Origin of the sequence: Priestia aryabhattai B8W22, assembly GCF_000956595.1 — a bacterium.
In the GTDB taxonomy this organism is placed as follows: Bacteria; Bacillota; Bacilli; order Bacillales; family Bacillaceae_H; genus Priestia; species Priestia aryabhattai.
Genome location: NZ_JYOO01000006.1, coordinates 25,972 through 49,139 on the forward strand (window position 1 = coordinate 25,972; position 23,168 = coordinate 49,139).

Consider the following 23,168-nt stretch of genomic DNA (forward strand, 5'->3'; position numbering starts at 1 on the left):
TGACTCCTCCATTACTCTTAATTTATAAACCTCATATTATTTTAAGAATAGGGACGCAACAATAAAACCTATAATTATTACAGCAATAAGTACACCTAGACCCTTCCAACTTAACCTACCTGCTAAACCAGATAGGTTTCCGGCTTCACTTCTATTAAATGCATCATTAACATTTCCCGCTGGATTTCTTTTTATTTCTTCTTGTTTTAGCCTCTCTCTTCTTCTTTCAGGTGCTTCGTTATTTTCGCTCATTTTCACACCACCATTTTTAAAATAATATAACATATTATGGTTAAAATAGTAATAAAAACCATACTAATTTTATTCTTATATATGATATAAGCTTTTATTTAACATATTAAGTGTTAAATAAAAGTAAAAAAGAACCTTCAGTGGAAGATCCTTTTTAGGGTTTATTGAACTAGTACATACATTAGCTCTAATGGAACTTTTATTATAAACAACGTAATTCTAAAAATGCTTTTATTCTCTAAATTGTTAAGCCTTTCATCCAATCATAAATTCTCTGAAATTATAGACGCCTATATTGAAGACTCACTTTATACTGCTAGACATAAACATAGAAGCATCTTGATTCATAAAAATCTTATGACCATGATGGAAGGTCTTTATTCTTATTGATTTAAACCCAATTTCATCTAATATTTTTGTCAGTTCGTTATGTGCAAAGCCGTTGTGAACTTTCGGATGATTGACACTATGGTTTTTATCAAAATCAACAATAATCAGCTTTCCGTTATCATTTAAAATATTAAATAATTCCTTTAAGATTTTTTTAGTATCTGGGACATGAAGAAGGACTAATGACATTAAAATTATATCTGCCTTAATTTCAGGAGTTTCTTGAGTGAAATCTGAACAAAGTATTTTGGAATTCGTAAGTCCTTTGTGAGAAATCTTAGCTTTCGCCACTTCCAACATTTGTTCAGATGAATCAACCAACAAAATAGAGTCAACTACATCCGATAATTCTAAGCTAACTAAGCCTGTACCGCTCCCATAGTCTATTAAAGATTTTGATTCATTTTTGGATAATTCTTTCCTGACTTCCTTCACGATAATTTTAGCCAATTCAATTCGTTCTTCTGAATCATATCTTTTTGCAATCTTTTCAAAAACACTATTTTCCATGTTCTTCTCACTTTCTTAGTTCTATTTATGAAACGTTAAAGCTATATAAGACTCATTATAGCCCAAAATAAAAAAATTAAGATGATACTATCTTTTTTAAAAAATTTTTTATGTAAGCTTATTTATGTAAAACATCTTCTTTTGTGATTACTTTTTCATAAATTAATGGCTTAGTTCCTGCTTCTGGCAAAAGATAAATAAAGACAGTAAACGTAAGTTGGAGGATTGAAACTACAGCCAAAAATAGAAAAAGACGTTCCCTGTCCTTAAACCATATTATTAAACATAAAACTAGAGATATTAACGACAAAAATAAAAAAAGAAAAAAGCTATATGAATAAGGAACACCATAATGATAAGAAATATCTAAAAAGAAAAATACTATATAGAGCAGTATAAAAGTTGACGGTACTACTTTAGTAAACGTACTCAATAGAAAAAGACCCTTTCTGTTTATTTGTTTTAGATTTATAGCTCAAACATACCCAATTTACATAAATGAGTACATATTAAAAGCTGCAGCAAAAATGACTATTACTCATCTTAATTATTTATTTTTTGAACCAAAATGCCTCCAACTTCATCCTTGTCATCTAAAGAAAACTCAATATTGAGTTTATGATTTTTATCAAAATACCCTATTATTGTTGCTCCGGTATCTTCTCTTTCGTAATATTTTTTTCCATACGCCCTAATAACATCTTTTTTGCTGTCACTAGTATGTATTCCCTTTTCCGTACCATACTTGCTGCTAAGTAAGTCATAGCTACTGACTTTATTATCTACAATTTTAAATTCAACATCATACGTTTCTGTACTTTTTCCGTAAATGTAGGTAGTATACGGAGGCTGCTCAGTAACCTCTATAAATTTTGGTTTCTTCCTCAAACAACTTGCTACGTCATATTTAGAACTTCCTATTGATACTGATTGAACGTTTTCTAATTCAAGATTGGTGGCTTTGGTACTTGAATAGTATTTTTCTTTAGGTGTAGAAGATGGATCGCAGCTTGCTAATAATAGTAAAATGAATGGGAAAATAAACAAAAAATAGCTCTTAATGCACACTGTTAGACTCCTTTATATCGTTTGTTTTTACTCTGACTCTCAGCATCTTCTAATCTATTAACTATTTTTCTTTTGAATATACAAGTCAATCGAATAGTAAACACTAACTGCCAAGTAATACATGGCAAGTATAACTAACGTCTCATAGACAGATTGCTCAGCGCTATTTTTCACAAAAGCAAAAACAGTACGCACTACCAAGAAAACGATAGGATAGACTATAAATAGAGAATTAAATTTACGATTCATAATAATAAGTTCCTTTATCTGGATATTAATGATTATTATAACATATAATTTTCTTTTTTATTTCTTTACTACATATTCTATAGGTTTTTCATTTACATAATTATCAACAGTACAACATCAAAAGAAATTCTTATTAGTAGGTCTTCTTTTGAGTATCCGTTGTTTTCGATTTCTTATCTAAGATGAATTTTAAATGGCTACTAAAGATGAATAAACCGCAGATGACCATCAACCAGCGCGTAACCCCTTGATGTATAGGATCAAAAAGGTTTAATAAAACAATTCCTAATCCCGATAACATAGCTAGATAACGTAAGATCAAGCCTAATCCTCCATTTCGGTATTTTATATCTATAATACTATGGCTCTAAACTACTATGAATATCATATGAACCCTTTGTCAACGTAAAAGAAATTCTGACTTTACTTCTACATAACAAAGAAGTAGGCGTGTACAGGTTATATCTATACGGTATTATTAAAACAAACAGCAGCCATGTAAATAAAGGAGCGATCACATGAAATTCAATAAGTTAATACCAGAACTCTCCGTAAAAGATATTCACAAATCAAAAAAATTTTATTTAGAGATGCTTGGGTTTGAGCTTACATACGAACGTCCAGAAGACCAATTTGCATTTATTTCATTAAACGGAGCACAAATGATGATTGAGCAATGTAATGGTCATTGGGAAACTGGTGAACTTGAATACCCATATGGTCGAGGGATTAATTTTCAAATTGAAGTAGAAAATATAGAGGTTATTTTACAAAACTTAAAGAACCATAATATTTCACTTTTTAGAGACACTATGATAAATAACTATAGTGGCTTTACTCAGAAAGAATTTATAGTTCAAGACCCAGATGGCTACTTGCTAAGATTTTCTCAGACTTATTTAATACAATAATAGAACTATTTTGATTTATGTTCGTGATTTTATCGCCCATTCCAAGAGTGAAGAGGATCTCTTGAGCAAAAGATACCTCTTCATTTCTTAATTCATAGCTTTGCACCACACCATGGACAAAATGAAATCCCAATAGTGGAGGAGCCACCATCATGGATAATTAAACTGTATTCCTTGTTCGTTTTATCAAATAAGATCAGATTATCTGGGCACTCAAATGGATCACTATGAATATCACACGTAAAGTTCGCATGGTAATTCATATAATCGCAGCAATGCTTTTTCATTTGTTTTCTCCTTACTGTATCGTCATTATTACTTTTCTCGGTATGCTGAGCAGTGGTCATTTGAAATACGATAATTTTCCTTACCGGTCGGGGCTGCTACCTCAACTAATTTATGTCCTAACCAGTCCCATACCGCTACTGTATACAAAGATACCCATTTTAGGTCTCCTCTAGCAAGACGAAAAGAATCATACCAGTTTTCAGTCGTTACTAATAGATTTCTATAAGTAAGTTCCTTTTTCCTTAAGTGTTTAATTTCCAGCATAAAATCTAACATATTTTCTTCCTTAGGCACTTGAATAATTCGCGCTATAAATGTTCCGTTAGGATTTTTTTTCGTTTTATAAACTTTTTCCCTTTCTATTTCTAACTCTGGCCTCCCCCTCATATTCCTTCCCCCTGTGTATTAACAAATAAACTCAGTGCTAAGTAGAAATCTATAATTGGTTCAGTAATTCTTCTAACTTTTCTTCAATATCAGCTTCTAAATGATTTTTTGACAAATCATACAAAGTGCCTGCCCCTTTAAAATACCCACCAAAGTAATACCACAACTGGATGTAATAAACGTATGCATCTTCTTCATCTGTAAATCCATCAAAGTTTATCCCAACCTGGGAACGATATTCTTTTTCTAAACACTGCTCCGAACTTAGATTTGGCAGTTGGTCGCCATCAATATCCCGGCACACCCATATTTTTAAGTTCTGCTTACCATAACGTTCAAATTTACTTCTATATTTTTGCTGAAGACTTTTGCAGTATGCCTCTCCTACTTCTTCCAACCCCACAATATCTCTTTTTAAAGTCTCATTTATTTCATTCTCAGGTACTAAAATGTATTTGTCATCTGCTTCATGACCCTGTTTATCCATAAATAGCTTTTTCAATTTATCAAACAAGCTTTTCCCACCTATCTAAAAAAAGAATATAAGCATGTTAAATTCGACTAAAGAAAGCTCATTTCCTTCTCTGAACTGTGTTTAGTCGTCATAACTAATATGATATTGGCTACTTTCTTACATGTGGAAATTTTTACGAGAGTGCCGATTTTCTGACATACTTGTAATTCGATATTTTTTACAGCGAACACATATGTTAAAGTGTAAAGGAGTGAAGCGAAAGGAGTAAAAACAACATGGCTCAACGAATCGTCAATATGTTTTTATCTGTTTTAGCTGCTTATGGAACGTTAATTCTAACGAAACATATGAGCATTGCAGATAATATCTTTGTAACACAGATTGTGCGTCTGGTTATTTGTATTGTAGCTGTTATGATTGTGACAGGAATTACTACATACATTTTCAGAAACAAATCTTCCAATAAATAAAAGGGCAGCTATTTAGATAGCCGCCCCTTTTTGTTTTCCTTAATTCCCCTTTTATCTCACCCTAAAGAAAATGGGGATGTCTCAAACAACCATGAGACGTCCCCATTTAGATCATACATACTTTTACGCGTTTAAAGCACGTACAAATTCTTTTGCTAAGCTGATTGTAGACTGTGGGTTTTGCCCTGTTAACAACTTTCCGTCTACTTCAATATGATCGCTCCAATTGTCTTTTGCAATAAACTCAGCGCCTAGCTCACGAAGTTTTGTTTCAAGAAGAAACGGCATGTATTTATCTAGCGTTGTATCTTTCTCTTCTGCATCAGTAAACGCTGTAATACGTTTTCCTTTTACAATCGGTTCACCGTTTTTTAGTTTTCCGCCTACAAGAGCTGCCGGTCCGTGGCATACTGCTGCAATCAGCTTGTCGTCTTCAGCAAATTCTGTTAGCAAACGGTGTAAGTGCGTATCGTCTGGAAAGTCAAACATTGTTCCGTGTCCGCCAGGTACAAACATACCTGCAAAGTCTTGTGAACTTACGTCAGCTAATGATTTTGTATTCTCTAAAAGCTTTCCTGCTTCTTTGTCTTCGTCCGTTACATCATCTGTTAAGCTGTTAGGATCCACAGGCGATTTTCCGCCTTTTGGACTTGCTACGACTACTTCGTATCCTTCTTTCTTAAATTCTAAATATGCTTCAGAGAATTCTGTAAGCCAAATTCCAGCAAGCTCTCCATTTTCCATCGTATGTCCATTTGTAACAACCATTAAAACTTTTGAATTTCCTACCATGATTTACTCATTCCTTTTTCATTTATTATTTACATACACGTATTATTAATAATTCATTTATCTCTTTGAATATGTTCCCCGGTATTATTTGATGAAAACATGGTAACTTCTTCTTAATAATAAAAAGAACAGGTAAAAATAATGGTTAAATTATACGAAGAAATAGGCGCTTTTTTTATAGTTTGAAGATTATACAGGGCAGATTTTTTTATATACAGTGTTACAATTCTTCGACTTTAAATATTTTTTGACATATACATCCAATTCTATTAATATCAAATTAGATGTATATCGAATTAGAGAAAGAAGGTAGTAAGCTATGCAATTAGATAAGTTGGTCAATTATCATAAAGCCGTTGGTGATCCTACCAGGATTAGAATTATTTCACTATTAAAAAAAGGCCTCTTCACGGGCAAGCAATTGCTTATAAGCTGGGGTTGCAGCCTTCAACTATTACTCATCACATTTCAAAACTAAGAAATGTAGGAATTATTTATCCAAGAAGACAAGGGAACATTATTTATTTTTATCTAGACCTTGAAAGACTTGAATATAACTCGAAGGCTATTTTGAGTATTGGAGAGGATTCGATGGAAAATCAAGAAAACCATTTACAAGATAAAGACAAATTATCGATTGTTAAAAACTTTATAAATAGTGATGGAAGTTTAAAGATCATTCCAAGTCAAAGAAAGAAAAAGAACGTAATATTAGCCTATTTAATACGTGATTTACAGCACGGAAAAACGTATCAAGAAAAAGAATTAAATGAACATATAAAAAAGTATCATGAAGATTATGCAACGATTCGCAGAGAGTTAATTATGCAGCATTTTATGTATAGACAAAATGGAGAATATGAGTTAAATCCGAAAGAGATGTGGCCCGTTATTTTTTAAAATGAAGGTAAAAACGTTCTTTTTTAAGCTTTCTAATTCGATATATATCTAATTAGTTTGTGTTATTTCAAATAGAATTAAAGTGAAAATGTAATTTCCAAAATGAAAAAAGCCAACGTTTTGGTAAACATGTGACATTAATTTCATTCTCCTATGTGCGCTGGCACAGCAGCCATATTAGTTTGCTTACTGCTTGCCCTAAAAGCATCTGCTTTGAAAAAAAGTATAAAACCTCTGTATGCAATAAGGATTATCCTCTACCAGTTAAATTAGTGAATAATCCTTATTTTTTAAAACTATAAAAGTGTTTTAACCATAATGAAGTCTATTTGTTCTTCATCTCCCATATAAAAAGAGTGAGATCCAGCTTGAACAAACCCTTGTTTCCTATAAAAATCAATCGCATTTTTATTTTTTCCCATACGCCTAACCAAATTTTCTTTTTATTAAATATCGTTGCTATCTCTACTGCTTTATTAAATAAATGTTTACCAAGTCCTTGTTTTTGAAAGCTGTTACCTATATAGATTCTTTCAATTTCAAGGGCTTCTTCCCCCATCTCTTCAGACTGAGCGTCATCCATATTAACCTTTAAATAACCTGCAATTTCATGATTAACATACATAAAAAAGAATTGCGAGGATGCATTGGATAGTTCTTTTTCTAACTGTTTGACTGTAAATGCTTTTTCTAAATAAGCTGTCATATTTTCTTGTGAATTCTGATCTTTAAATGTCTCATGAAATGTTTTATAGCTAATATCTTGAAGGTGATTTACATCTTCAAGAGTACACTTTTTTATATCCATCATCACTGACATACGCCTCTCCTTTATATCTTCAATAATTTCTCTTATTTCCTTTTTTGACAAACTCCCAGTCTGTTTCGATATTTTTCCTTACTCTTTGAACCAGCTTAAGAATGGTATCTGCTTCTTCCTGGGTAAAACCCTCTAATGCCACTTTATCAGAATAATCATTTTCTCTTTTTATAAACGGATATACGCTCTTCCCTTTTTCAGTAGGAAAAAGGTTTTTATTTTTTTTATTGTGGAGATCGTCTTTCTTCTCAATAAAACCATTCATTTCAAGCTTTTTTATAGCCCGAGCCGCTGTTGTTCGATCTACTTTTATCATTTCAGCTAACTTTTCTTGAATGATTCCCGGATTTTCACATATTCGCACTAAATACAAATACTGACCCTTAGTCAGGTCGTACTCTTTAAATTCTATATTACTAATCGAATCCAATGCTCTTGCTATCATTCCAATTTCACGCAGAATTTCACTCATAAATATCTCCTTTGCACATATTTTTGTTGCAAATACAATAAAAATAATATACGTTTAATGTACCTTAAAATAGCTGCATTTGCAACAAAATTAATAAAAAAGGATGATGACAATGAAGTATGTTGTTTATGCAGGAGGAATTTTACTATTAACTCTTGGAATTGCTTTGACGATCCAATCTAATCTAGGAGCTTCACCTTTTGATGCGCTGTTAGTTGGACTGTCACTAAACGTAGGTCTTAGCGTTGGAAGCTGGGAAATCATACTTGCCTGTATTTTAATTTGTGGTAATTCTCTTTTAAGCAGACAAAAGCCAGAAATACTGGGACTGTTAACAGCATTCATCACAGGTCTTGGTATCGATATATGGCTTTTTTTATTAAAGAATTGGATTACGTTCGAAAGTTGGTACAGCAAAGTAGGTTGTTTCGGAATCGGTTTAATCATTATAGGAGTAGGAACCTCAGCCTATTTACATACAAATTTTGCACCTATTCCGATTGACCGCTTAACATTGATCATACAAAAACTAGCTAAAACGAATTTATTTCTCTCAAGAACATTTATTTACCTCACATTCTTACTAGCTGCGATGCTTTTAAACGGACCAATTGGTGTTGGAACGTTATTAACCGTGTGTTTAGGAGGTGTGCTGCTAATTTTTTCATGCCCATTACTCAAAAAGCAGTAGACTGCATATTACCAAAATCTCCTACCTCACAAAATCATAAGCGTTCCATTACATAACTGAAACGGCCTCTGTCTACATCATGAATTTTATATATAGTCATCATTAATAAACAGAAAGCGCACCTCCAGTCAGAGATCCGCTTTCTGCGTATGATTATCCTATTTTTTTGCCTCAGCTTTAATAATAAAACGATGTTGTTTTGCGTCAAAAAAACCTTGAGACTCTATAATTTGATGGATATTATACAATCCGCCGATATGTGTTTTGATATCAAAATTAGGAACTTGCCAAGGAATTGCTTTTAGATAAAAAACTAGCGCCCCGATATCATAAAATCTCTGCACAGGAAATTCTTCTTTGCAAAAGATGATATTAAAAGAATTTTGTTCAAGCTCTTCTATTGCTTTCTTTAAATTCCAATTAGAAAACTCTTTATTTAGTGGAACTCCTATACACTCATTGATTCGTGAACAGTCAAACCCTCCCACTTGCTGCGTGAAAAACGTGCCTTCCTTTGACAAAATCCTTCTTACTTCTGAAGCACAAAAAGATTCGTGCTGGTTCAAAATTAAATCAAATGTACGATCTTTAAACGGTAAATTTGCGTCTTCCGTTCGTCCAACAACTGTGACACCAAGCGGTTCTAATCGTTTTTTAGCGATTGGAACGTTAGGTTTGTATCCTTCGGTAGCATACATAACGTGAGGAAAAGGTTGTAACAAAGATAAAAATTCTCCTCCTCCTGTTCCCATATCTAAAGCGACATTAGAATTTTGAATAAGGTGACAAGCTTCACTTCCATATGACCACGAAAGCATGTTACTATCCATACGACCAGTATGAGTAATAGCAGAAAAATCCCATCCAGTAAAATCAACATTTGTATTATTTACAGCGTTTAAAAATTGTTGGTCCGTTATCATGTTAAAATCCTCCTTTTAATAGTCAGTCAGCATTAATCATCTATCCTAAACTAGTAAAAGGCGGGCCACGAACATATAGACAGCGTTGTTATGTTTCATGTGCTAACGTATTCACACTAACCGCTCCTTTATTAAAATTACGTATGCTTCATTTGCTTGTCCATTCATATGTAATATCGGGTAATTGCTCTTCGTTTTCACATCCTCTTTTTATAATACTGAAGCCATGTTTCTCGTAAAACCTCTGGGCATTTTTATTTCGTTGAAATGTACGTAATATTAATTTTCCATTTGATTCTGTCTTGGCTCTTTCGAGTAAAAGCTGTCCGATTCCTCTTCCTTGATAATCTACATGAACGTACAGCTGGCTAATTTCATCAGCATGATAAGCAATCATTCCTACTATTTGTTCATCCATTAACACTAATTCAATTTTATAGTGTGCTGACAATATATGATTTAAAAAATAGACATGACGGTCAAAACTGTGCATTTCCATTTGTTCAATCGCTTTTTCTTTACTATCTCTCCACATTTTTACCGTTGCCTCAGCAAATTGAGGATGATAGTAAACAATATCAACATTAAAATGGGCCATACATTTTCCCCCTTCCCTGTCATAGTGCTATTTGTATTTTTAATGTCGTTATCTAAGCTTGAAGCTTCTTAAAGTCTTGCTTTAATAAAGAATACATATACAAATCATCAAATTTTCCACACGTAAATTCGTAGCTTCTTAGTAGGCCTTCTTTTATAAAGCCATGCTTTTTTATTAATTTTTGTGAAGTAGCATTAGCGGGCTCTATTAATGCTTCAATTCTCCGCAAATTAAAATGTGTAAAACCATATTTTATAACGGCGCCCAATGCCTCATTAGCAATCCCATTCCCCCAGTAATCTTTGCTTAGCTCATATCCAATTTCTGCACGGTAATGGTTATGAACTCGATTAAGAAACCCGCAGCTGCCAATAATGTCATCCTGTTCTTTAAGAGTAATACCCCATCTTATTCCAGATTTTTCGTTTAAGATTGATTTATACCACGCAATCTCATTTAAAGCATCTTCAACCGTTTTAAAAGGCTCTAGTCCGTAGTGTTTCATTACTTCTTTATCAGATAAGTATTTTAAAATAGTGCTTGCGTCTTCTGTCTCAAATTCCCTTAGGATAAGCCTTTTTGTTTTAATGACGGGAAAATAATTTGACACCTGTACCTTCCCTCCTCTTATCCATTCATTAACTAAATGGATCTTTTCTCACAGCTTTATCTAATTTAAATAACCGCTAGTAAGAAACTTCTTTTATTATTACTGAATTTCTTTTATTATTACTGAATTCCTTTTTAATACTAAATATTTGTCGAGAAATGAGTAAAAAAAGCACGTATAACTTCATTTTAAAATCAGAACCTTCATTTCTTTTATATTTGTTAGTTATAAAAATTAAAGGAATGAAAGCTAGTAATGAAGAACTCTTTTCTAACTAGTCTAAATGAGATAATAAGGAGAAAAAGATGAAGCTGTATGGTGATTTTAAAAAAGAAGATTGGCTAAATGTATTAAAGCTATCAGAAAAAGAGCTGCCTATTGCATTTATTATTCATGGTGAGTGGGCATTTCAAGATAATATAAATTTATGGAAAGAGATCTTATCCACTGATGTGCATATGCCTAAATGGAACACGGTAATAGGTAAGTTAAATAACAGAAATATAGGATTTGCGAATGTGTATGGCAGTCCGATGGCGTCAAACATCGTACATCAATTTGCCGGCAGCGGAACCGACTTATTTATTCAAACGGGATATTTTGGAGGCTTATTTTCCACTGTACAATATGGAGATATCTTAATTGTATCTGCAGCAAAAATGCAAGATGGCGTATCACACTGGTATTTACCAGAACAAACGCTTGTGGAAGCTGACAAAGAGCTAGTGGAAGCCGCCTGTAGATATTGTGAACAAAAAGGCTACAGCTATATAAAAGGACATACGGTCAGTATGGGTGCCATGCTGATCGAGACGCATGACATGGTAAAGGAATGGTCGCTTGCAGGTTTTCTCGGTGTGGATATGGAGACAGCTACTACTTTGACCATTGCTCATAAATTTAATAAGCGCGCTGTCGGCTTATTAAATTTATCAGACCACCTTCTTCACGGCGACACTCTTTATTCGTATACAAAGGACAGAGCGTTAATAGAAAGTGAAACTGATAAAGCAATTCGCGATGTGGCTCTTTATTTAAGCAGTATATATTAGAATAGAACAAAACAAGATAACTTTGCAGTTATCTTGTTTTGTTCGTTTCATAGCTTTTCACACCTGAAGTCTATAGCTTGTGTATAAAGAGGAGCCTCTTTATTATCAGCATTTAAATTTTTATTTGTTTATTATTTAAACCGGCTTCCAACGTATCATACAGCGCTAATTTGTAATTAATTCGTTCTAAATGCAGATAGGTTTGCGACATGTCTGCTTCTACTTTCTTTTTATGCTGAAGCATCATGTTTCGACGTTCGCTGATGGTACTTTCGCCTTTTTTATATGACTCTACATACTGCTTGATTTCAGCAAGGGGCATTCCCGTTGCACGTAAAGCTAAAATAAACTTGACCCACTCGATATTCTGATCCGTGTATGAGCACTGATCATGTTCATTTTGTTCAACAAACGGTAAAATGCCTTCCTTTTCATAGTAGCGCAATGTAGACGCAGACAGCCCCATTTTTTTTGCATGTCTCTCACTCTCATTGTATAAGACATTAAGAAGCATTCAGCACCTTCTGCTCCTTTTTTCCTTTTTCTTTAATTAGTAAGACACCTAACAACCCCATCATTGAAAACAAAATGGGAATCATAAAAGCATAATGATACCCGATCTGCAGCGAGCGCTCAGGGAATAAATCAAGGACATTTCCGAAAATACTAGGTAATAATACGGCGCTTAAAAAACCTCCCATATTAGCAAAACCTGATACAACCCCTACTTCTTTTACTGAGAAAGATTGACGTACTACGGCAAATGTCAAAGCGCTTGCGCCGTTTCCAAAGCCGATGATAAAAAGCAAAATAACGACTAGCATGAATGAAGGTTTCACTCCGGATAATAATAATGCAGTCCAGCTAAGCACCACAATAAGATGAATAAGTGAATAAATTTTTTTAATGGAATTTAACCTGCTTGATATCCAGCTGATTAAAGGTCCGCCAATCATAGCGCCAAACAAACCGTACATAATAAGCTGACTTGCATCAGCGCGAGATAAATGAAACACATTCATTCCATAAGGAACTCCCCAAGAACCAATAAAACCAATGTATGTACCCACTACACCAAAATGACAAAGAAATGTTGCCCATGCTTGACGAGTCGTCATTACCCTTCTTAGAATTGCCCATACGCTTTCTTGAGTCTTGACAGAGGATTTATTTGCTTTAGCATCATCTTGAAATAACCGTTTAGGTTTTATGACTAAAACGACATAAAGCAGGTAGGACACCGCCATTAAAACTAGACCTATGCTAAGGAAAGGAACCCTCCAGCCTGAAAAGGAAATCCACATAGACAAAGGCACCGTAGCTGATAATGAACCTACACTTCCTACCAGCCCAATTAAACCTAATAGCTTTACAAACTCATTTCCTTTGAACCACTGACTTAAAATTAACACTAAATTGACAAAAATCATGGAGTCTCCTGTACCGACTAGTAAACGAGAGAAAATTAACACATATTCGTTGGGAGATGTGCTGTAGATAAGACTTCCTATTCCAGTTAAAAGCGACCCTATAATCAAAAATCGATTGGGACCGTATCGGTCAGAAAGTAAACCAACAGGAATCTGAAGACCTGCATAGGCTAAAAATTGTATACTAGTCATTAATCCTATAACAGACGCTGAAACATGAAAATCTTTCATTAACTGCTCGGTAATAAGTCCAGGGGCTGTTCGTTGACTGACAATCAAATAATATGCTAATAAAGCGGTTCCAAAAACCACCCATCTATAACTACTTTCCTGTTTGTTCATTTTGACAGATCCTCTCGTGTATAATTTTTTCTGTGTAGAAATGTTAAGTATAAAACGTTTAAGAGACAATGATATTAATAGAGCAAAGGTCTTTTAAACAAATAAAGTACTACTCGGAGGCAGCCCTTTTTTATCCTTGTTTTTCCTTTCTATTATAATTTTAAGTTTTTAAAGGTTATTTTTCAATGAGGTGTACACTTTTACGATATACTCTTTCACTATTAGACACCTAAGTTAGAGTCACTCTCGTCATTTTTGGGTATAAAACAATTTAATAACAACCCATAAATAACCTATATCATGCGATATTTTTTTCAAAAGCCTTTCTTTTAAAGTGTTTTAGCTCTTTAATAAGTTGGTATAAAATTTGCATGTTCATCTATGAACACTTATTAAAGGAGGAGAACTTTATGAAAAAAGCTAAACGTAAGAAAAGCATTCAAAAGCAGGTCATTACTGGTGCTGTTCTCGCAGCATCTCTTTTACTGCCCATTTCAGCTTCTGCTGCTTCTGCACCTTATACGCTTTATAAGGTCGGAAGTACTGCAGACAAAGCGACTAGTACAACCTTTGGACAAGTCTATATGGGGGGAAGCACCGATGTAGATGAAGCATTCAAATGGATGATTCAAAAAGCAAACGGCGGAGATTTCTTAGTTATACGAGCGACGGGTACTGATGCCTATAACTCTTATATCTACGACCTGGCTAAAAGTATGGGTAAGCCACTTAACTCTGTTAGCACAATTGTTGTTAATGATTTAATAAGAGCAGGTTCAGACTCTTCTTTAATAGATAAAATTAACAAAGCAGAAGGCATCTTTTTTGCTGGAGGCAATCAAGCTGATTATGTAGATTTCTTAGAAGGATCCCCAGCTCTTACAGCATTAAATAATCGTATTAATCAAGGTATTCCTTTTGGGGGAACGAGTGCCGGCACGATGATTCAAGGGGATCACATTTATGATTCTATCTCAGCAGGATCTACAACTTTAGATTCTAAAACAGCGCTAAACAATCCTTATAGTTCTCTTATTTCGTTTACAGATTATTTGATTCAAACACCTCATAACAACAGCATTCAAACAGACACCCATTTTGAACAACGAGATAGAATGGGACGCTTTTTAACCTTTCTTGCACGTAATATTCAAGACGGAGAAGAAACTGGAACAAGCGCAAAAGGGATTGCTGTTAATGAACAGTCAGCACTTTTGGTAGAAAAAGATGGTTCAGCTAAAGTAGTAACGCAGCCAGGCTCTACAAATGCAGCTGTTTATCTAGCTAAAACGAATATGGCCCCTACCACTTGTGTAAGCGGTCAGCCGCTGACGTTCAACAATATTTCTATCTATAAACTATTTAATGGCAGCACTTTTAATCTTTCCACTTGGACAGGTTCTGGAGGATTAGCTTATACTTTGAACGTAAACGGCGGTGTTATTACTTCTTCTACAGGAAAAATTTACGGAGGAAATCAGCCGTAAACGGTAAATGAATACCTTCTTTTATAGAAAAGGGAAACTTGATCAGTAAAGTTTCCCTTCCTTACGCACATCAAGGATTGATTAAATGCTGTTTTGTTTTTAAATGATATAGATAATGCAGTCCTTTTTCTGTTATTTTCGTTCCTGCTCTGCCTCTGCGCTTTATAATATACTCTTTTTCTTCTAGTACATCCAAACGATTTCTCACCTGCTGTTCTGTAAGCGTAAAGCCTTTTAAATGCTGTGTGATCCACTTTCTGCTTGCTGCTTTTCCAGTATCATTACACTGTTTTATCGTTTCTAACAGGGCATGATTTTCTTGAAGTTCGATTAAGTCAACCGATTCATTTTCAACTTCATACAAAGAATGTTCCTCTTTTTGACTACTAAGCCTATACTCTACGTCTTTTGCTTTCACTTCGTTTTCATCGCAGACGGTAAGCAAATACTCGATGACGCCTTTTAATTCTCTTATATTTCCTAACCATTCATATTCGATAAGCAGCTTCATCGCTTCTGGATGGATATGGGTCCACGTTTTTGATTTGGAAATAAAATGATGAATTAGTAAAGGAATATCGGTTCTTCTATATCTTAAAGGAGGAATCGTTAAAGATAATACATGTAAACGATAGTACAAATCTTCTCGAAACAAACCTTCTTTCATTTTATGTAGTAAATTGTTGTGAGTAGCTGCTATGATCCTTACATTGATTGGAATGACTCTTGTACCTCCTACCCGTCTAATTTCTTTTTCTTGAAGCACCCTTAAAAGCTGGGTTTGTAAGCGCGGACTGATATCACCAATTTCATCCAAGAAGATCGTACCTTTATCAGCGCTTTCAAACAGCCCTTTTTTGCCGCCTTTTTGGGCTCCTGTAAAGCTGGCTTCTTCGTACCCAAACAGCTCACTTTCTAGCAATGTATCAGTCATGGCACTGCAATTCACGGCAAGAAACGGTCCATTTTTACGTGTAGAATGATTATGGATAGCCTGAGCAAACAGCTCTTTTCCTGTACCGGTTTCTCCTTGAATTAAAATAGGATACTCAGTAACCGCCATTTTCCGGGAAATTTCAATCGTTTTAAGCAAAGCTGGGTGTTCTCCAATAATATCTTGATAATCATACTTAACAGAAAAGCCGTTTTTTCTACATTCTGACTGCGCTTTTCCTTCTATTTCAACAGCTTGATTCACACTTTTAAACGTTGCTACCGTAGTATTGCTTTCCTGAATTATCGACTTATAGATGACCATTTCGTACCCGTTTACGTTAAAGTACTGACTTTTCTCTTCGGACGATGTAATAAACTCCACAAGGCCTTCGTTAGAAATGACATGTTGAATTTCACGATCTACAACATCAGAAGAAGATAGCTGAAACAATGATTCTAACCTTTTATTAAATAACGTAATTCTTTTATTAAAATCCACAGCAAGAATACCATCTTCTACTACATTTACAACACTCTTTACATGAAGGTGAAGTTCTTTCATTTGCTCTTCTGCTTCTATTAGTTTTTTTTGCAGCTCAATAATATTTCGTAAATAGCGATCCCAAATAATTGAATGATTAGACTGATTAAAACCAAATGATTTTATAAGTTCAAAAATAGTCGCCATATCAAAAAGCCTAACACCTATATCAATTACATGCTTTACATATGGCGGACATAAGTGAGCCTCACCTGGAGAAACAGCAATTTCAACACCTTCGTAATAGGTCTTTTTCTTTTTAAAAGGAATAAACTGAACATGATTAATTCCTACTTGATAAAGAGATTCTATTAACTTAAGAGTTTCTCTATCATCATCGTTTACAATTAATACTTTAGTATGGGCAGGAATTTTCAACAATTCATTTATATGTTTATGGTGAATCGTTCTATTTCCTACGATTTCATGTGCACATTGAACCTCTAATCTGTCCTTCATTTCGTTCTTTATACTCTCTGATGAGTAGAGTACAACATCGCCATCAATTTTTTTCGGTAATTCTTCGTCAACCGCAAAGCATTCAATAAAAATGTAATCGCCTAATAACTCTTTTAATTGGTTATGTAAAATGATTTTAGTTTGCTTGCTTCCTGTTATTAAAACTAATTTCTTTTTCATCGTATGGACACCTTTCTACAGGCCTTTAACTTGACTTGCCTTCAGAGATTAGTCTTGGAATACTGTACCTATCATTTTATACTTTGCTGTGCATTTCATCTAGCGGACGTTTGTCCCTTTTGTAAATAAAAATAAGTAGAAAAAAGCGCCTCCACTTTAATGAGTGGAGGCACGATATGCTAAAGTGCTAGATGCATTGAATTACTTTTTTCTCATTTAATATCTACGTTTATTGGTTTGATATCTAAGGCTACCTTTACGATGGAGTAATCGTCTTTTTGACCGTCGGTATAAGCCCAATACCCATTGCTTTCCGCGCTTTTTCGGAAGGTAAGCTCAAAACCTGTGTTTTGGTTAAACGTATAGCTCTTTACCTCTTTATTCTGAGCATTATCAATAAGATCGTAAGCTAAAAATTTTCTTAATACACCGTGCGGAGAAAAAAGACCTGTATTTGGTCCAACTTTTTCACCGTAGTATTCATTTTTTCTAGTAGATGTTTTAGCTGGGTTTATGACGATTTCTTTTGTTGTGAGATTTACTTTGTCGCCTGGCGTGATACAAGAGATAAGAATATTTTTATAATCACTCGGAAATTTTTCATTTGCCTGTACCTTTGCTAAGTCAACTAGCGTAATACCGCCTCTTCCAACAACTTCTATTTGTTTTTCTTTATTGTTTACCAACATAGCAGTATCTTCATCGATGCCGTAAGAAAGCTGATTTTTATTTCCTTTTTCATATGCTGTTGCAATAAGACGTCCTAGTCTTGCTTTGTTGTCAAAATGCTGATCTACAAGACCGTATTGGAAAAAGCCAAGCCCTTTTTCTAAATAAGCAGGACCGCCTTCTTGCTGATTCATATCATCATATGTGTCTGTAAATCCGTATGAAAGAGCTCCGTAGCTATCTCCGCCAGCCAGCATGGTATTACTCATAATTGCCGCTCCGGCACTCGTGCCGCCAAGTACTGCTCCATTTTTATACGTATGCCACATGGCTTGCAAAACGTTTGAATCCGAACCATTTTCATTACGCAACGAGCCCGTAATCAAGGTTTGATCTCCTCCTACAAACCAAATGCCTGTTAGCCCTTTAACTTTTTGCGCTAGTTTATCACTATTCATGTTTGTTTTCCAATTCGACTCGTTTTCTGGGGTCCCTTTGAAGTCATGATTTGAAACAGGTAAAATTTCTATATTTTCTGCTTTCATTCCGTATTTAATTAAATCAGCTTTAAACTGATTAGAGGAGTCGAACTTAGTACTCGCTGCAGGCACAATTCCTACTTTGGCTTGTTTTCCTCCTGCAAGATTAATGAACTTGTTATACACGCTTGAATTACTGCTGCCTAGCGCTCCTCCTGCAATCAAGAGGTTACCTTTAATCTTGTCGTATACAGGACTTTCAGGTGAAGAAAAGGCAGGTTTTTTATACGTTAAACTAGTTTTTCTATTCGGCTGGAATTTGACGGTTTTAGGCGCAATATCCATTCTAACATTCACAATGGAATAGTCATCTTTTTGTCCGTCAGTATATCTCCAATAGCCGTTTGTATCACGATCTTTTTGAAAAGCAATTTCATATCCCGACCCTTGACTATCATAAACATAGCTGTTGGCAGATTTCATCGATTTATTGTCAACAAGAGAATAGGATAAATAAGCCTTTAATCTTCCGTATGGCGTAAAAACACCCGTAGCAGGCAGTGCGTTAAACGAGTAATATTCAAATTCCTTCGTTTCTACTTTATCCTTTGGAAATTCAAATGATTTTAAATGATAGTTAATTTTATCTCCAGGAGATAAGTAACTAACCTTTATGTTCTCTAAGCCTGAACTCGCTTTTTGTTTAGACACAAGCTGAGCTTTGCTCGTATCTAAGACGGCTACTCCGCTTCGTCCAACAACTTCAATCTTTTGATTTTTATTGTTAACGATCATAGCCGTATCCTCGTCCACACCGTATGCAAAGTTTTTTTCTTTGTCACGTTCAGAAGTATACGCAGCTACTGCAAGTCGCCCAAGTCGTGCCCGTTCATCCATATGCTGATCAATTATTCCGTGTTGGAAAAAACCCAGACCTTTTTGAACTGACAAAGGCTCATACTCTTTTTTATGATGCTGGTCTTTGTTTACATATTTATTTAAGGTTTCCTTGTTTCCTATACTTTCTTTTAAAGCTCCTAGACTATCTCCGCCTGTAATCATGACGTCACTCATAATTGCGGCTCCTGCACTTGTACCTCCGATAACTGCTCCTTTACGGTATATATCCCAAATAGCTTTTAACGCTTCAGAATCGCTTCCATTATTTTGACGAAGGGAATCTACAATTTTCGTTTGGTCTCCTCCAACAAACCAGACTGCTGTTAGTCCTTTAATGGTACGGGATAACTTCTTATCGTTCACTTGATTCTTCCAGGTTGATTCATCTTTTTGTGTGTCAGAAAAATCGTGATTTGAAACAGGAAGAATTTTAATAGAATCTGAGTTTACTCCATATTTCACGAGGTCATCTTTAAACTTTTTGGAAGACTGCAGCGTTGTGCTGGCAGCTGCAATAATCCCTACTTTTGCTTTTTCTTTTCCTCCAGCAAGCGAGAGAAATTTTTCATATACATCGTGATTAGATGTCCCTACACCTCCGCCTGCAATAACAAGGCTGCCTTTAATGTCTCCAGTATTTTCTTGTGCTTTTGCAAGCAGCGGTGTACTCAAAGAAGAAAGTAATGTAAAGCTGATAAGACATGAAACAAGTTTCTTTTTCATTTGAAAGATCCTTTCCACGCAAATTTTAATACCTTTCTCTAATTAGCTCGTATCCTTTCCGCGATACTTTCGTTAAATGATGTCTAAAACCTGTTATTCAAACGTTCCTTTCACAACAGGAACACCGTCTTTTACCATTACTTTACCTTGAGCAAAAACTGTTTTAATTGTTAGCGTCTCTTTGTCTAAAAGGACTAAATCTGCATCTTTTCCAGGTTGAATATGCCCTTTATTGGCCAGTTTTAATAGTTTGGCAGGATTAGAAGTAATGACTTGAAGAGCTGTTTCTAACGGCACTGATTCTTCTAGTACTGCATCTCGTACTTCTTGAAATAAAGAAGACACTTTTCCAACTTGAAGCCCTTTATAGTCTCCGTTATCATCAAAAAACGGCAGGCTCGCTTGTCCGTCGGATGAAAACGTAATATTCGAAATCGGAACTTCTTCTTCAAACATGATGCGTAACCCTTTGCTGCACTTAACTTCGCCTTCTTCTAAAAAATAGGGAATGGTGCTAGTCGTAAAATCTACATAGCCACCTCGTTTTGCAAATTGAATTCCTTCTTTAAACAGATCTTCATTTCGGTTAATATGTGTAGGGTGAAACTGACGAATTGGCAGGTCCGTTTCATCTGCGATTTGATTTAATAAAGATAATTTCCGTTCCCCGTCTCCTACGTGAATCTCTAATATTCCGGCTTTTCCTGATAAAATCCCTCCATTGCGGGCAGCGGAAGCCACCTTCACCAGTTCTTCAAATGTCGGTTCAGAAGAACGGTGGTCGGAAATGGCAATTTCACCTACTCCGATAATTTTATCAATTAAAATAAGATCTTCTTCGATGCTGGTAGTTAACGTTTTTACTGGTATTTGATACGAGCCTGTATGAATGAAGCAGGTAATCCCTTCTTCTTCTAATCCTCTTGCTTTAGCCAGAAGACTTTCCATTCTTCTTGTTGTACCATCTGTTCCAAGGACACCTACAATAGTTGTAACACCAGCAGCCGTTGCATCCGTTAACATTAGTTCAGGCGTGCGTGTTTTATATCCCCCCTCTCCTCCTCCGCCAATAATATGAACATGTGAATCAATAAAGCCAGGGGCTATAATGTGATTGGCGGCGTCTACAACATCAATAGGAATGGACGTATTTACATGGTCAATACAATCTTCTATAAGGATGATTTTGCTGTCTGCAAGCAATACGTCTTTTTTTCCTAAATACTCTGGTGCATATACTTCTGCGTTTTTGATTAAGGTTAACAACTTCTATTCCTCCTACTAGTAAGCTCAACTTACGAATAACATTTTTCTATATAATTTTAATGCTTAAAATGGTCCATAATTGATAAAATAAGCAATCACAACGGCGATTAAACCAATCACATATTGAATAAGGACTAACGGCAACACCCATTTGGCCCACTTTGTCCATGAAATTCCCGCAATCGCTAAACCAGCCATTAATGTTCCAGCCGTCGGGAAGATCATATTTCCAATGCCATCTGCAAAAGAAAAAGATAATACTGCTGTTTGCCTTGTAATATCAAGTAAATCTGCAAGAGGCGTCATGATTGGCATCGTCAGCATCGCATGACCTGTTCCAGATGCTAAAATAAGATGAATCAGCGCTTGGAAGTTATAGATTCCGATGACGCTTAAATATCCCGGAATATGCTGAATAGCTCCAGATACTTGATGAAGCATAGGGTCTACAATATGTCCTTCATTTAAAACAACAAGAACAGCACGAGAAACTCCGATAACAAGCGCTCCTCCAACTAGTGCTGCTGCCCCGTTTGTAAATGACTTAACTGTATTTTCAACAGAGAGCCTTCCAATAATCCCAATCACAACTGTCAAAATAACAAATAAAGAAGCAATTTCAGTAATGTACCACTTATACTTAATAACGCCAAAAGCAAGAATTACGTAGTTAACAAGAAATGCTGCCATAATCCATTTATGCTTTCTAGTTAACTTGGCATCCGAGTTTAAAAGTTTATTTGCGCTGGTTATGCTGTATTTTCCGTACGTCCCAATAGAAGGACTTTTTTTCACTTTCATCGCATATCGGTAGACAAACCAAACTGAAACAGCGTAAACAACTACAAACAAGATGAGTCGAAAGCCCATTCCAGAAAACATAGGAAGCTCTGCTACTCCTTGCGCAACACCAACTGTAAATGGATTCATAACTGCCGTAGTAAAACCAGCCGATGCGCCAATTAACACAATAGCAGTCCCTGTTAATGCATCGAATCCAAGAGCAAGTGCCAGCGGAATTAAAAGAGGAATATAGGCTAGCGTTTCTTCCGCCATCCCCATTAAAGAACCGCCTACTGCAAAAAATAACATCATGACAGGAATTAATAATTTTTCTCGGGTAGCAAGTTTTTTAGCCATCGTTGTAATTAATACATCTACTGTCCCCGTAGCGCTTAGTACACCAAAGAAACCGCCGATAATTAATACAAAAAAGATAATGTCGGCTCCTTCTACCATTCCTGTATGTATTGCTTTGACCATATCAAAGAATCCAACAGGTGTAGAATCAATCCATTTAAACGATTGAGGATCTACCGTTGTTCTCCCGTCTACTTCTACACGCGCATATTCTCCAGCTGGCAAGGTATACGTTAAAATGGTAGCAATCACAAGAAAGCCTAACAATAAAGCAAAAACGTTTATTTTCCTCTCTTTTTTCCGTACCTGATTTAATGAACTCATTTCCTTTTGCGGTTCACTCATTCTTCTTCTCCCCTTCATTGTGAAATAATAGCCTTAGACAAACATCTCTTTCTTTAAAAGCAGCTTACTTATCTGCGCCTACATATTGCTCCTTTCTTTTGTATTCCTCATATACAGTACAAGCAATTTTCGTGCCAACGTAGAACCGTTTAATTTTCTGAATTATGATATAATTAAATCGTGCTTTAGGTGTTAATTGGGTGTTTTATTCAATTTAATAACGCCAATTAAGAAGCTGGTTGATAGAAAATCTAGAGTATAAGCATTAGCCAGTTCTTTTTTTAAAAAGCAGCAAAAAGAAAGATAAAAGAATTTAATCTATAAACATAAAAAAATACTATTTTATTATTGTCTTTTCTTTAAGTAGATTAATACTATAACCTTCAATCTATTTATAAAAGCATGGCGCATAA

21 protein-coding genes and 3 pseudogenes are annotated in these 23,168 nt (G+C 35.1%); 6 read left to right on the forward strand and 18 right to left on the reverse strand.

Annotation, left to right across the window (positions count from 1 at the left end; genetic code table 11):
* Nucleotides 1-36: 36 nt before the first annotated feature.
* From N178_RS06370 to N178_RS06380, 3 genes are all read right to left on the reverse strand, one after another.
* Nucleotides 37-252 (reverse strand): DUF6366 family protein, encoded by a 216-nt coding sequence (locus N178_RS06370; RefSeq protein ID WP_045291338.1) that lies wholly within the window; start codon nt 250-252, stop codon nt 37-39.
* A 303-nt stretch (nt 253-555) separates the two neighbouring features.
* Nucleotides 556-1,152, reverse strand: a complete 597-nt coding sequence (locus tag N178_RS06375) for a class I SAM-dependent methyltransferase (RefSeq protein WP_045291339.1) — start codon at nt 1,150-1,152, stop codon at nt 556-558.
* 543 nt (nt 1,153-1,695) lie between these two features.
* Complete coding sequence (locus N178_RS06380; RefSeq protein WP_045291341.1) at nt 1,696-2,220, reverse strand: hypothetical protein; 525 nt, start codon at nt 2,218-2,220, stop codon at nt 1,696-1,698.
* 767 nt (nt 2,221-2,987) lie between these two features.
* On the opposite strand from N178_RS06380, the gene N178_RS06385 reads away from it, so the two are divergent.
* Nucleotides 2,988-3,380 (forward strand): bleomycin resistance protein, encoded by a 393-nt coding sequence (locus tag N178_RS06385; protein ID WP_045291343.1) that lies wholly within the window; start codon nt 2,988-2,990, stop codon nt 3,378-3,380.
* Nucleotides 3,381-3,472: 92 nt separating this feature from the next.
* Here the strand turns inward: N178_RS06385 and N178_RS28015 are convergent, their stop codons facing one another.
* From N178_RS28015 to N178_RS06400, 3 genes are read right to left on the reverse strand one after another with little or no spacing between them, the layout of a single operon-like run.
* Nucleotides 3,473-3,727, reverse strand: coding sequence for a DUF6980 family protein (locus tag N178_RS28015; protein ID WP_415383366.1), 255 nt, complete (start codon nt 3,725-3,727; stop codon nt 3,473-3,475).
* Nucleotides 3,696-4,055 (reverse strand): hypothetical protein, encoded by a 360-nt coding sequence (locus N178_RS06395; RefSeq protein ID WP_045291345.1) that lies wholly within the window; start codon nt 4,053-4,055, stop codon nt 3,696-3,698. The genes N178_RS28015 and N178_RS06395 overlap by 32 nt, the downstream gene beginning before the upstream one ends.
* A gap of 49 nt (nt 4,056-4,104) precedes the next feature.
* Complete coding sequence (locus N178_RS06400; RefSeq protein WP_045291346.1) at nt 4,105-4,569, reverse strand: hypothetical protein; 465 nt, start codon at nt 4,567-4,569, stop codon at nt 4,105-4,107.
* A 236-nt stretch (nt 4,570-4,805) separates the two neighbouring features.
* Here N178_RS06400 and N178_RS06405 point away from each other — a divergent pair, with 236 nt between their 5' ends.
* Nucleotides 4,806-5,000 (forward strand): hypothetical protein, encoded by a 195-nt coding sequence (locus tag N178_RS06405; protein WP_045291347.1) that lies wholly within the window; start codon nt 4,806-4,808, stop codon nt 4,998-5,000.
* Between the two features lie 123 nt (nt 5,001-5,123).
* On the opposite strand, the gene N178_RS06410 is transcribed toward N178_RS06405, so the two are convergent.
* On the reverse strand, nt 5,124-5,792 hold the full coding sequence (locus N178_RS06410; protein ID WP_045291348.1) for a type 1 glutamine amidotransferase domain-containing protein: 669 nt from the start codon (nt 5,790-5,792) through the stop codon (nt 5,124-5,126).
* A 319-nt stretch (nt 5,793-6,111) separates the two neighbouring features.
* Here N178_RS06410 and N178_RS06415 point away from each other — a divergent pair.
* Nucleotides 6,112-6,692, forward strand: a pseudogene (locus N178_RS06415) (DUF2087 domain-containing protein).
* Between the two features lie 296 nt (nt 6,693-6,988).
* Here N178_RS06415 and paiA read toward each other — a convergent pair.
* Nucleotides 6,989-7,512 (reverse strand): annotated as a pseudogene (gene paiA, locus N178_RS06420) (spermidine/spermine N(1)-acetyltransferase).
* 19 nt (nt 7,513-7,531) lie between these two features.
* Nucleotides 7,532-7,984 carry a MarR family winged helix-turn-helix transcriptional regulator gene (locus N178_RS06425; protein ID WP_045291349.1) on the reverse strand — a complete coding sequence of 151 codons (453 nt, stop codon included), beginning with the start codon at nt 7,982-7,984 and terminating at the stop codon, nt 7,532-7,534.
* 112 nt (nt 7,985-8,096) lie between these two features.
* Here N178_RS06425 and N178_RS06430 point away from each other — a divergent pair.
* Nucleotides 8,097-8,731, forward strand: a pseudogene (locus N178_RS06430) (YczE/YyaS/YitT family protein).
* Between the two features lie 102 nt (nt 8,732-8,833).
* On the opposite strand, the gene N178_RS06435 reads toward N178_RS06430, so the two are convergent.
* The 3 genes from N178_RS06435 to N178_RS06445 form a co-directional block, all read right to left on the reverse strand.
* Nucleotides 8,834-9,598 (reverse strand): methyltransferase domain-containing protein, encoded by a 765-nt coding sequence (locus tag N178_RS06435; RefSeq protein WP_045291351.1) that lies wholly within the window; start codon nt 9,596-9,598, stop codon nt 8,834-8,836.
* A gap of 148 nt (nt 9,599-9,746) precedes the next feature.
* A complete protein-coding gene (locus N178_RS06440) occupies nt 9,747-10,196 on the reverse strand; it encodes a GNAT family N-acetyltransferase (protein WP_045291352.1) in 450 nt (149 codons plus the stop codon).
* A gap of 52 nt (nt 10,197-10,248) precedes the next feature.
* Nucleotides 10,249-10,806 carry a GNAT family N-acetyltransferase gene (locus N178_RS06445; RefSeq protein ID WP_045291354.1) on the reverse strand — a complete coding sequence of 186 codons (558 nt, stop codon included), beginning with the start codon at nt 10,804-10,806 and terminating at the stop codon, nt 10,249-10,251.
* 305 nt (nt 10,807-11,111) lie between these two features.
* Between N178_RS06445 and N178_RS06450 the strand changes: the two genes are divergently transcribed.
* Nucleotides 11,112-11,858, forward strand: a complete 747-nt coding sequence (locus N178_RS06450; protein WP_045291355.1) for a phosphorylase family protein — start codon at nt 11,112-11,114, stop codon at nt 11,856-11,858.
* A 112-nt stretch (nt 11,859-11,970) separates the two neighbouring features.
* Here the strand turns inward: N178_RS06450 and N178_RS06455 are convergent, their stop codons facing one another.
* The gene (locus N178_RS06455) at nt 11,971-12,372 is read right to left on the reverse strand and encodes a MerR family transcriptional regulator (RefSeq protein ID WP_045291357.1); all 402 of its coding nucleotides are present in this window, start codon (nt 12,370-12,372) and stop codon (nt 11,971-11,973) included.
* Nucleotides 12,362-13,630 (reverse strand): MFS transporter, encoded by a 1,269-nt coding sequence (locus N178_RS06460; protein ID WP_045291359.1) that lies wholly within the window; start codon nt 13,628-13,630, stop codon nt 12,362-12,364. Before N178_RS06460 ends, N178_RS06455 begins: the two co-directional genes overlap by 11 nt.
* Nucleotides 13,631-14,040: 410 nt before the next feature.
* Here N178_RS06460 and N178_RS06465 point away from each other — a divergent pair, with 410 nt between their 5' ends.
* Nucleotides 14,041-15,117: a cyanophycinase gene (locus tag N178_RS06465; RefSeq protein WP_045291360.1), complete on the forward strand. Its 1,077-nt coding sequence runs from the start codon at nt 14,041-14,043 to the stop codon at nt 15,115-15,117.
* A gap of 70 nt (nt 15,118-15,187) precedes the next feature.
* On the opposite strand, the gene N178_RS06470 is transcribed toward N178_RS06465, so the two are convergent.
* The 4 genes from N178_RS06470 to N178_RS06485 form a co-directional block, all read right to left on the reverse strand.
* Nucleotides 15,188-17,233 carry a sigma 54-interacting transcriptional regulator gene (locus tag N178_RS06470; RefSeq protein ID WP_045291361.1) on the reverse strand — a complete coding sequence of 682 codons (2,046 nt, stop codon included), beginning with the start codon at nt 17,231-17,233 and terminating at the stop codon, nt 15,188-15,190.
* A gap of 212 nt (nt 17,234-17,445) precedes the next feature.
* Nucleotides 17,446-20,004: a cyanophycinase gene (locus N178_RS06475; RefSeq protein WP_045291363.1), complete on the reverse strand. Its 2,559-nt coding sequence runs from the start codon at nt 20,002-20,004 to the stop codon at nt 17,446-17,448.
* Nucleotides 20,005-20,097: 93 nt separating this feature from the next.
* Nucleotides 20,098-21,270 (reverse strand): beta-aspartyl-peptidase, encoded by a 1,173-nt coding sequence (gene iadA / locus N178_RS06480; protein WP_045291365.1) that lies wholly within the window; start codon nt 21,268-21,270, stop codon nt 20,098-20,100.
* Nucleotides 21,271-21,333: 63 nt separating this feature from the next.
* Nucleotides 21,334-22,755 (reverse strand): YfcC family protein, encoded by a 1,422-nt coding sequence (locus N178_RS06485; RefSeq protein ID WP_045291367.1) that lies wholly within the window; start codon nt 22,753-22,755, stop codon nt 21,334-21,336.
* Nucleotides 22,756-23,168 lie beyond the last annotated feature (413 nt).

Coding starts and splice junctions, on each gene's coding strand:
- N178_RS06435 (WP_045291351.1), bottom strand. CDS start 9,598: ATGATAACGGACCAACAATTTTTAAACGCTGTAAATAATACAAATGTT.
- N178_RS06370 (WP_045291338.1), bottom strand. CDS start 252: ATGAGCGAAAATAACGAAGCACCTGAAAGAAGAAGAGAGAGGCTAAAA.
- N178_RS06485 (WP_045291367.1), bottom strand. CDS start 22,755: ATGAGTGAACCGCAAAAGGAAATGAGTTCATTAAATCAGGTACGGAAA.
- N178_RS06440 (WP_045291352.1), bottom strand. CDS start 10,196: ATGGCCCATTTTAATGTTGATATTGTTTACTATCATCCTCAATTTGCT.
- N178_RS06425 (WP_045291349.1), bottom strand. CDS start 7,984: ATGAGTGAAATTCTGCGTGAAATTGGAATGATAGCAAGAGCATTGGAT.
- N178_RS06465 (WP_045291360.1), top strand. CDS start 14,041: ATGAAAAAAGCTAAACGTAAGAAAAGCATTCAAAAGCAGGTCATTACT.
- N178_RS06475 (WP_045291363.1), bottom strand. CDS start 20,004: ATGAAAAAGAAACTTGTTTCATGTCTTATCAGCTTTACATTACTTTCT.
- N178_RS06410 (WP_045291348.1), bottom strand. CDS start 5,792: ATGGTAGGAAATTCAAAAGTTTTAATGGTTGTTACAAATGGACATACG.
- N178_RS06455 (WP_045291357.1), bottom strand. CDS start 12,372: ATGCTTCTTAATGTCTTATACAATGAGAGTGAGAGACATGCAAAAAAA.
- N178_RS06450 (WP_045291355.1), top strand. CDS start 11,112: ATGAAGCTGTATGGTGATTTTAAAAAAGAAGATTGGCTAAATGTATTA.
- N178_RS06395 (WP_045291345.1), bottom strand. CDS start 4,055: ATGAGGGGGAGGCCAGAGTTAGAAATAGAAAGGGAAAAAGTTTATAAA.
- N178_RS06375 (WP_045291339.1), bottom strand. CDS start 1,152: ATGGAAAATAGTGTTTTTGAAAAGATTGCAAAAAGATATGATTCAGAA.
- N178_RS28015 (WP_415383366.1), bottom strand. CDS start 3,727: ATGACCACTGCTCAGCATACCGAGAAAAGTAATAATGACGATACAGTA.
- N178_RS06405 (WP_045291347.1), top strand. CDS start 4,806: ATGGCTCAACGAATCGTCAATATGTTTTTATCTGTTTTAGCTGCTTAT.
- N178_RS06460 (WP_045291359.1), bottom strand. CDS start 13,630: ATGAACAAACAGGAAAGTAGTTATAGATGGGTGGTTTTTGGAACCGCT.
- N178_RS06470 (WP_045291361.1), bottom strand. CDS start 17,233: ATGAAAAAGAAATTAGTTTTAATAACAGGAAGCAAGCAAACTAAAATC.
- N178_RS06385 (WP_045291343.1), top strand. CDS start 2,988: ATGAAATTCAATAAGTTAATACCAGAACTCTCCGTAAAAGATATTCAC.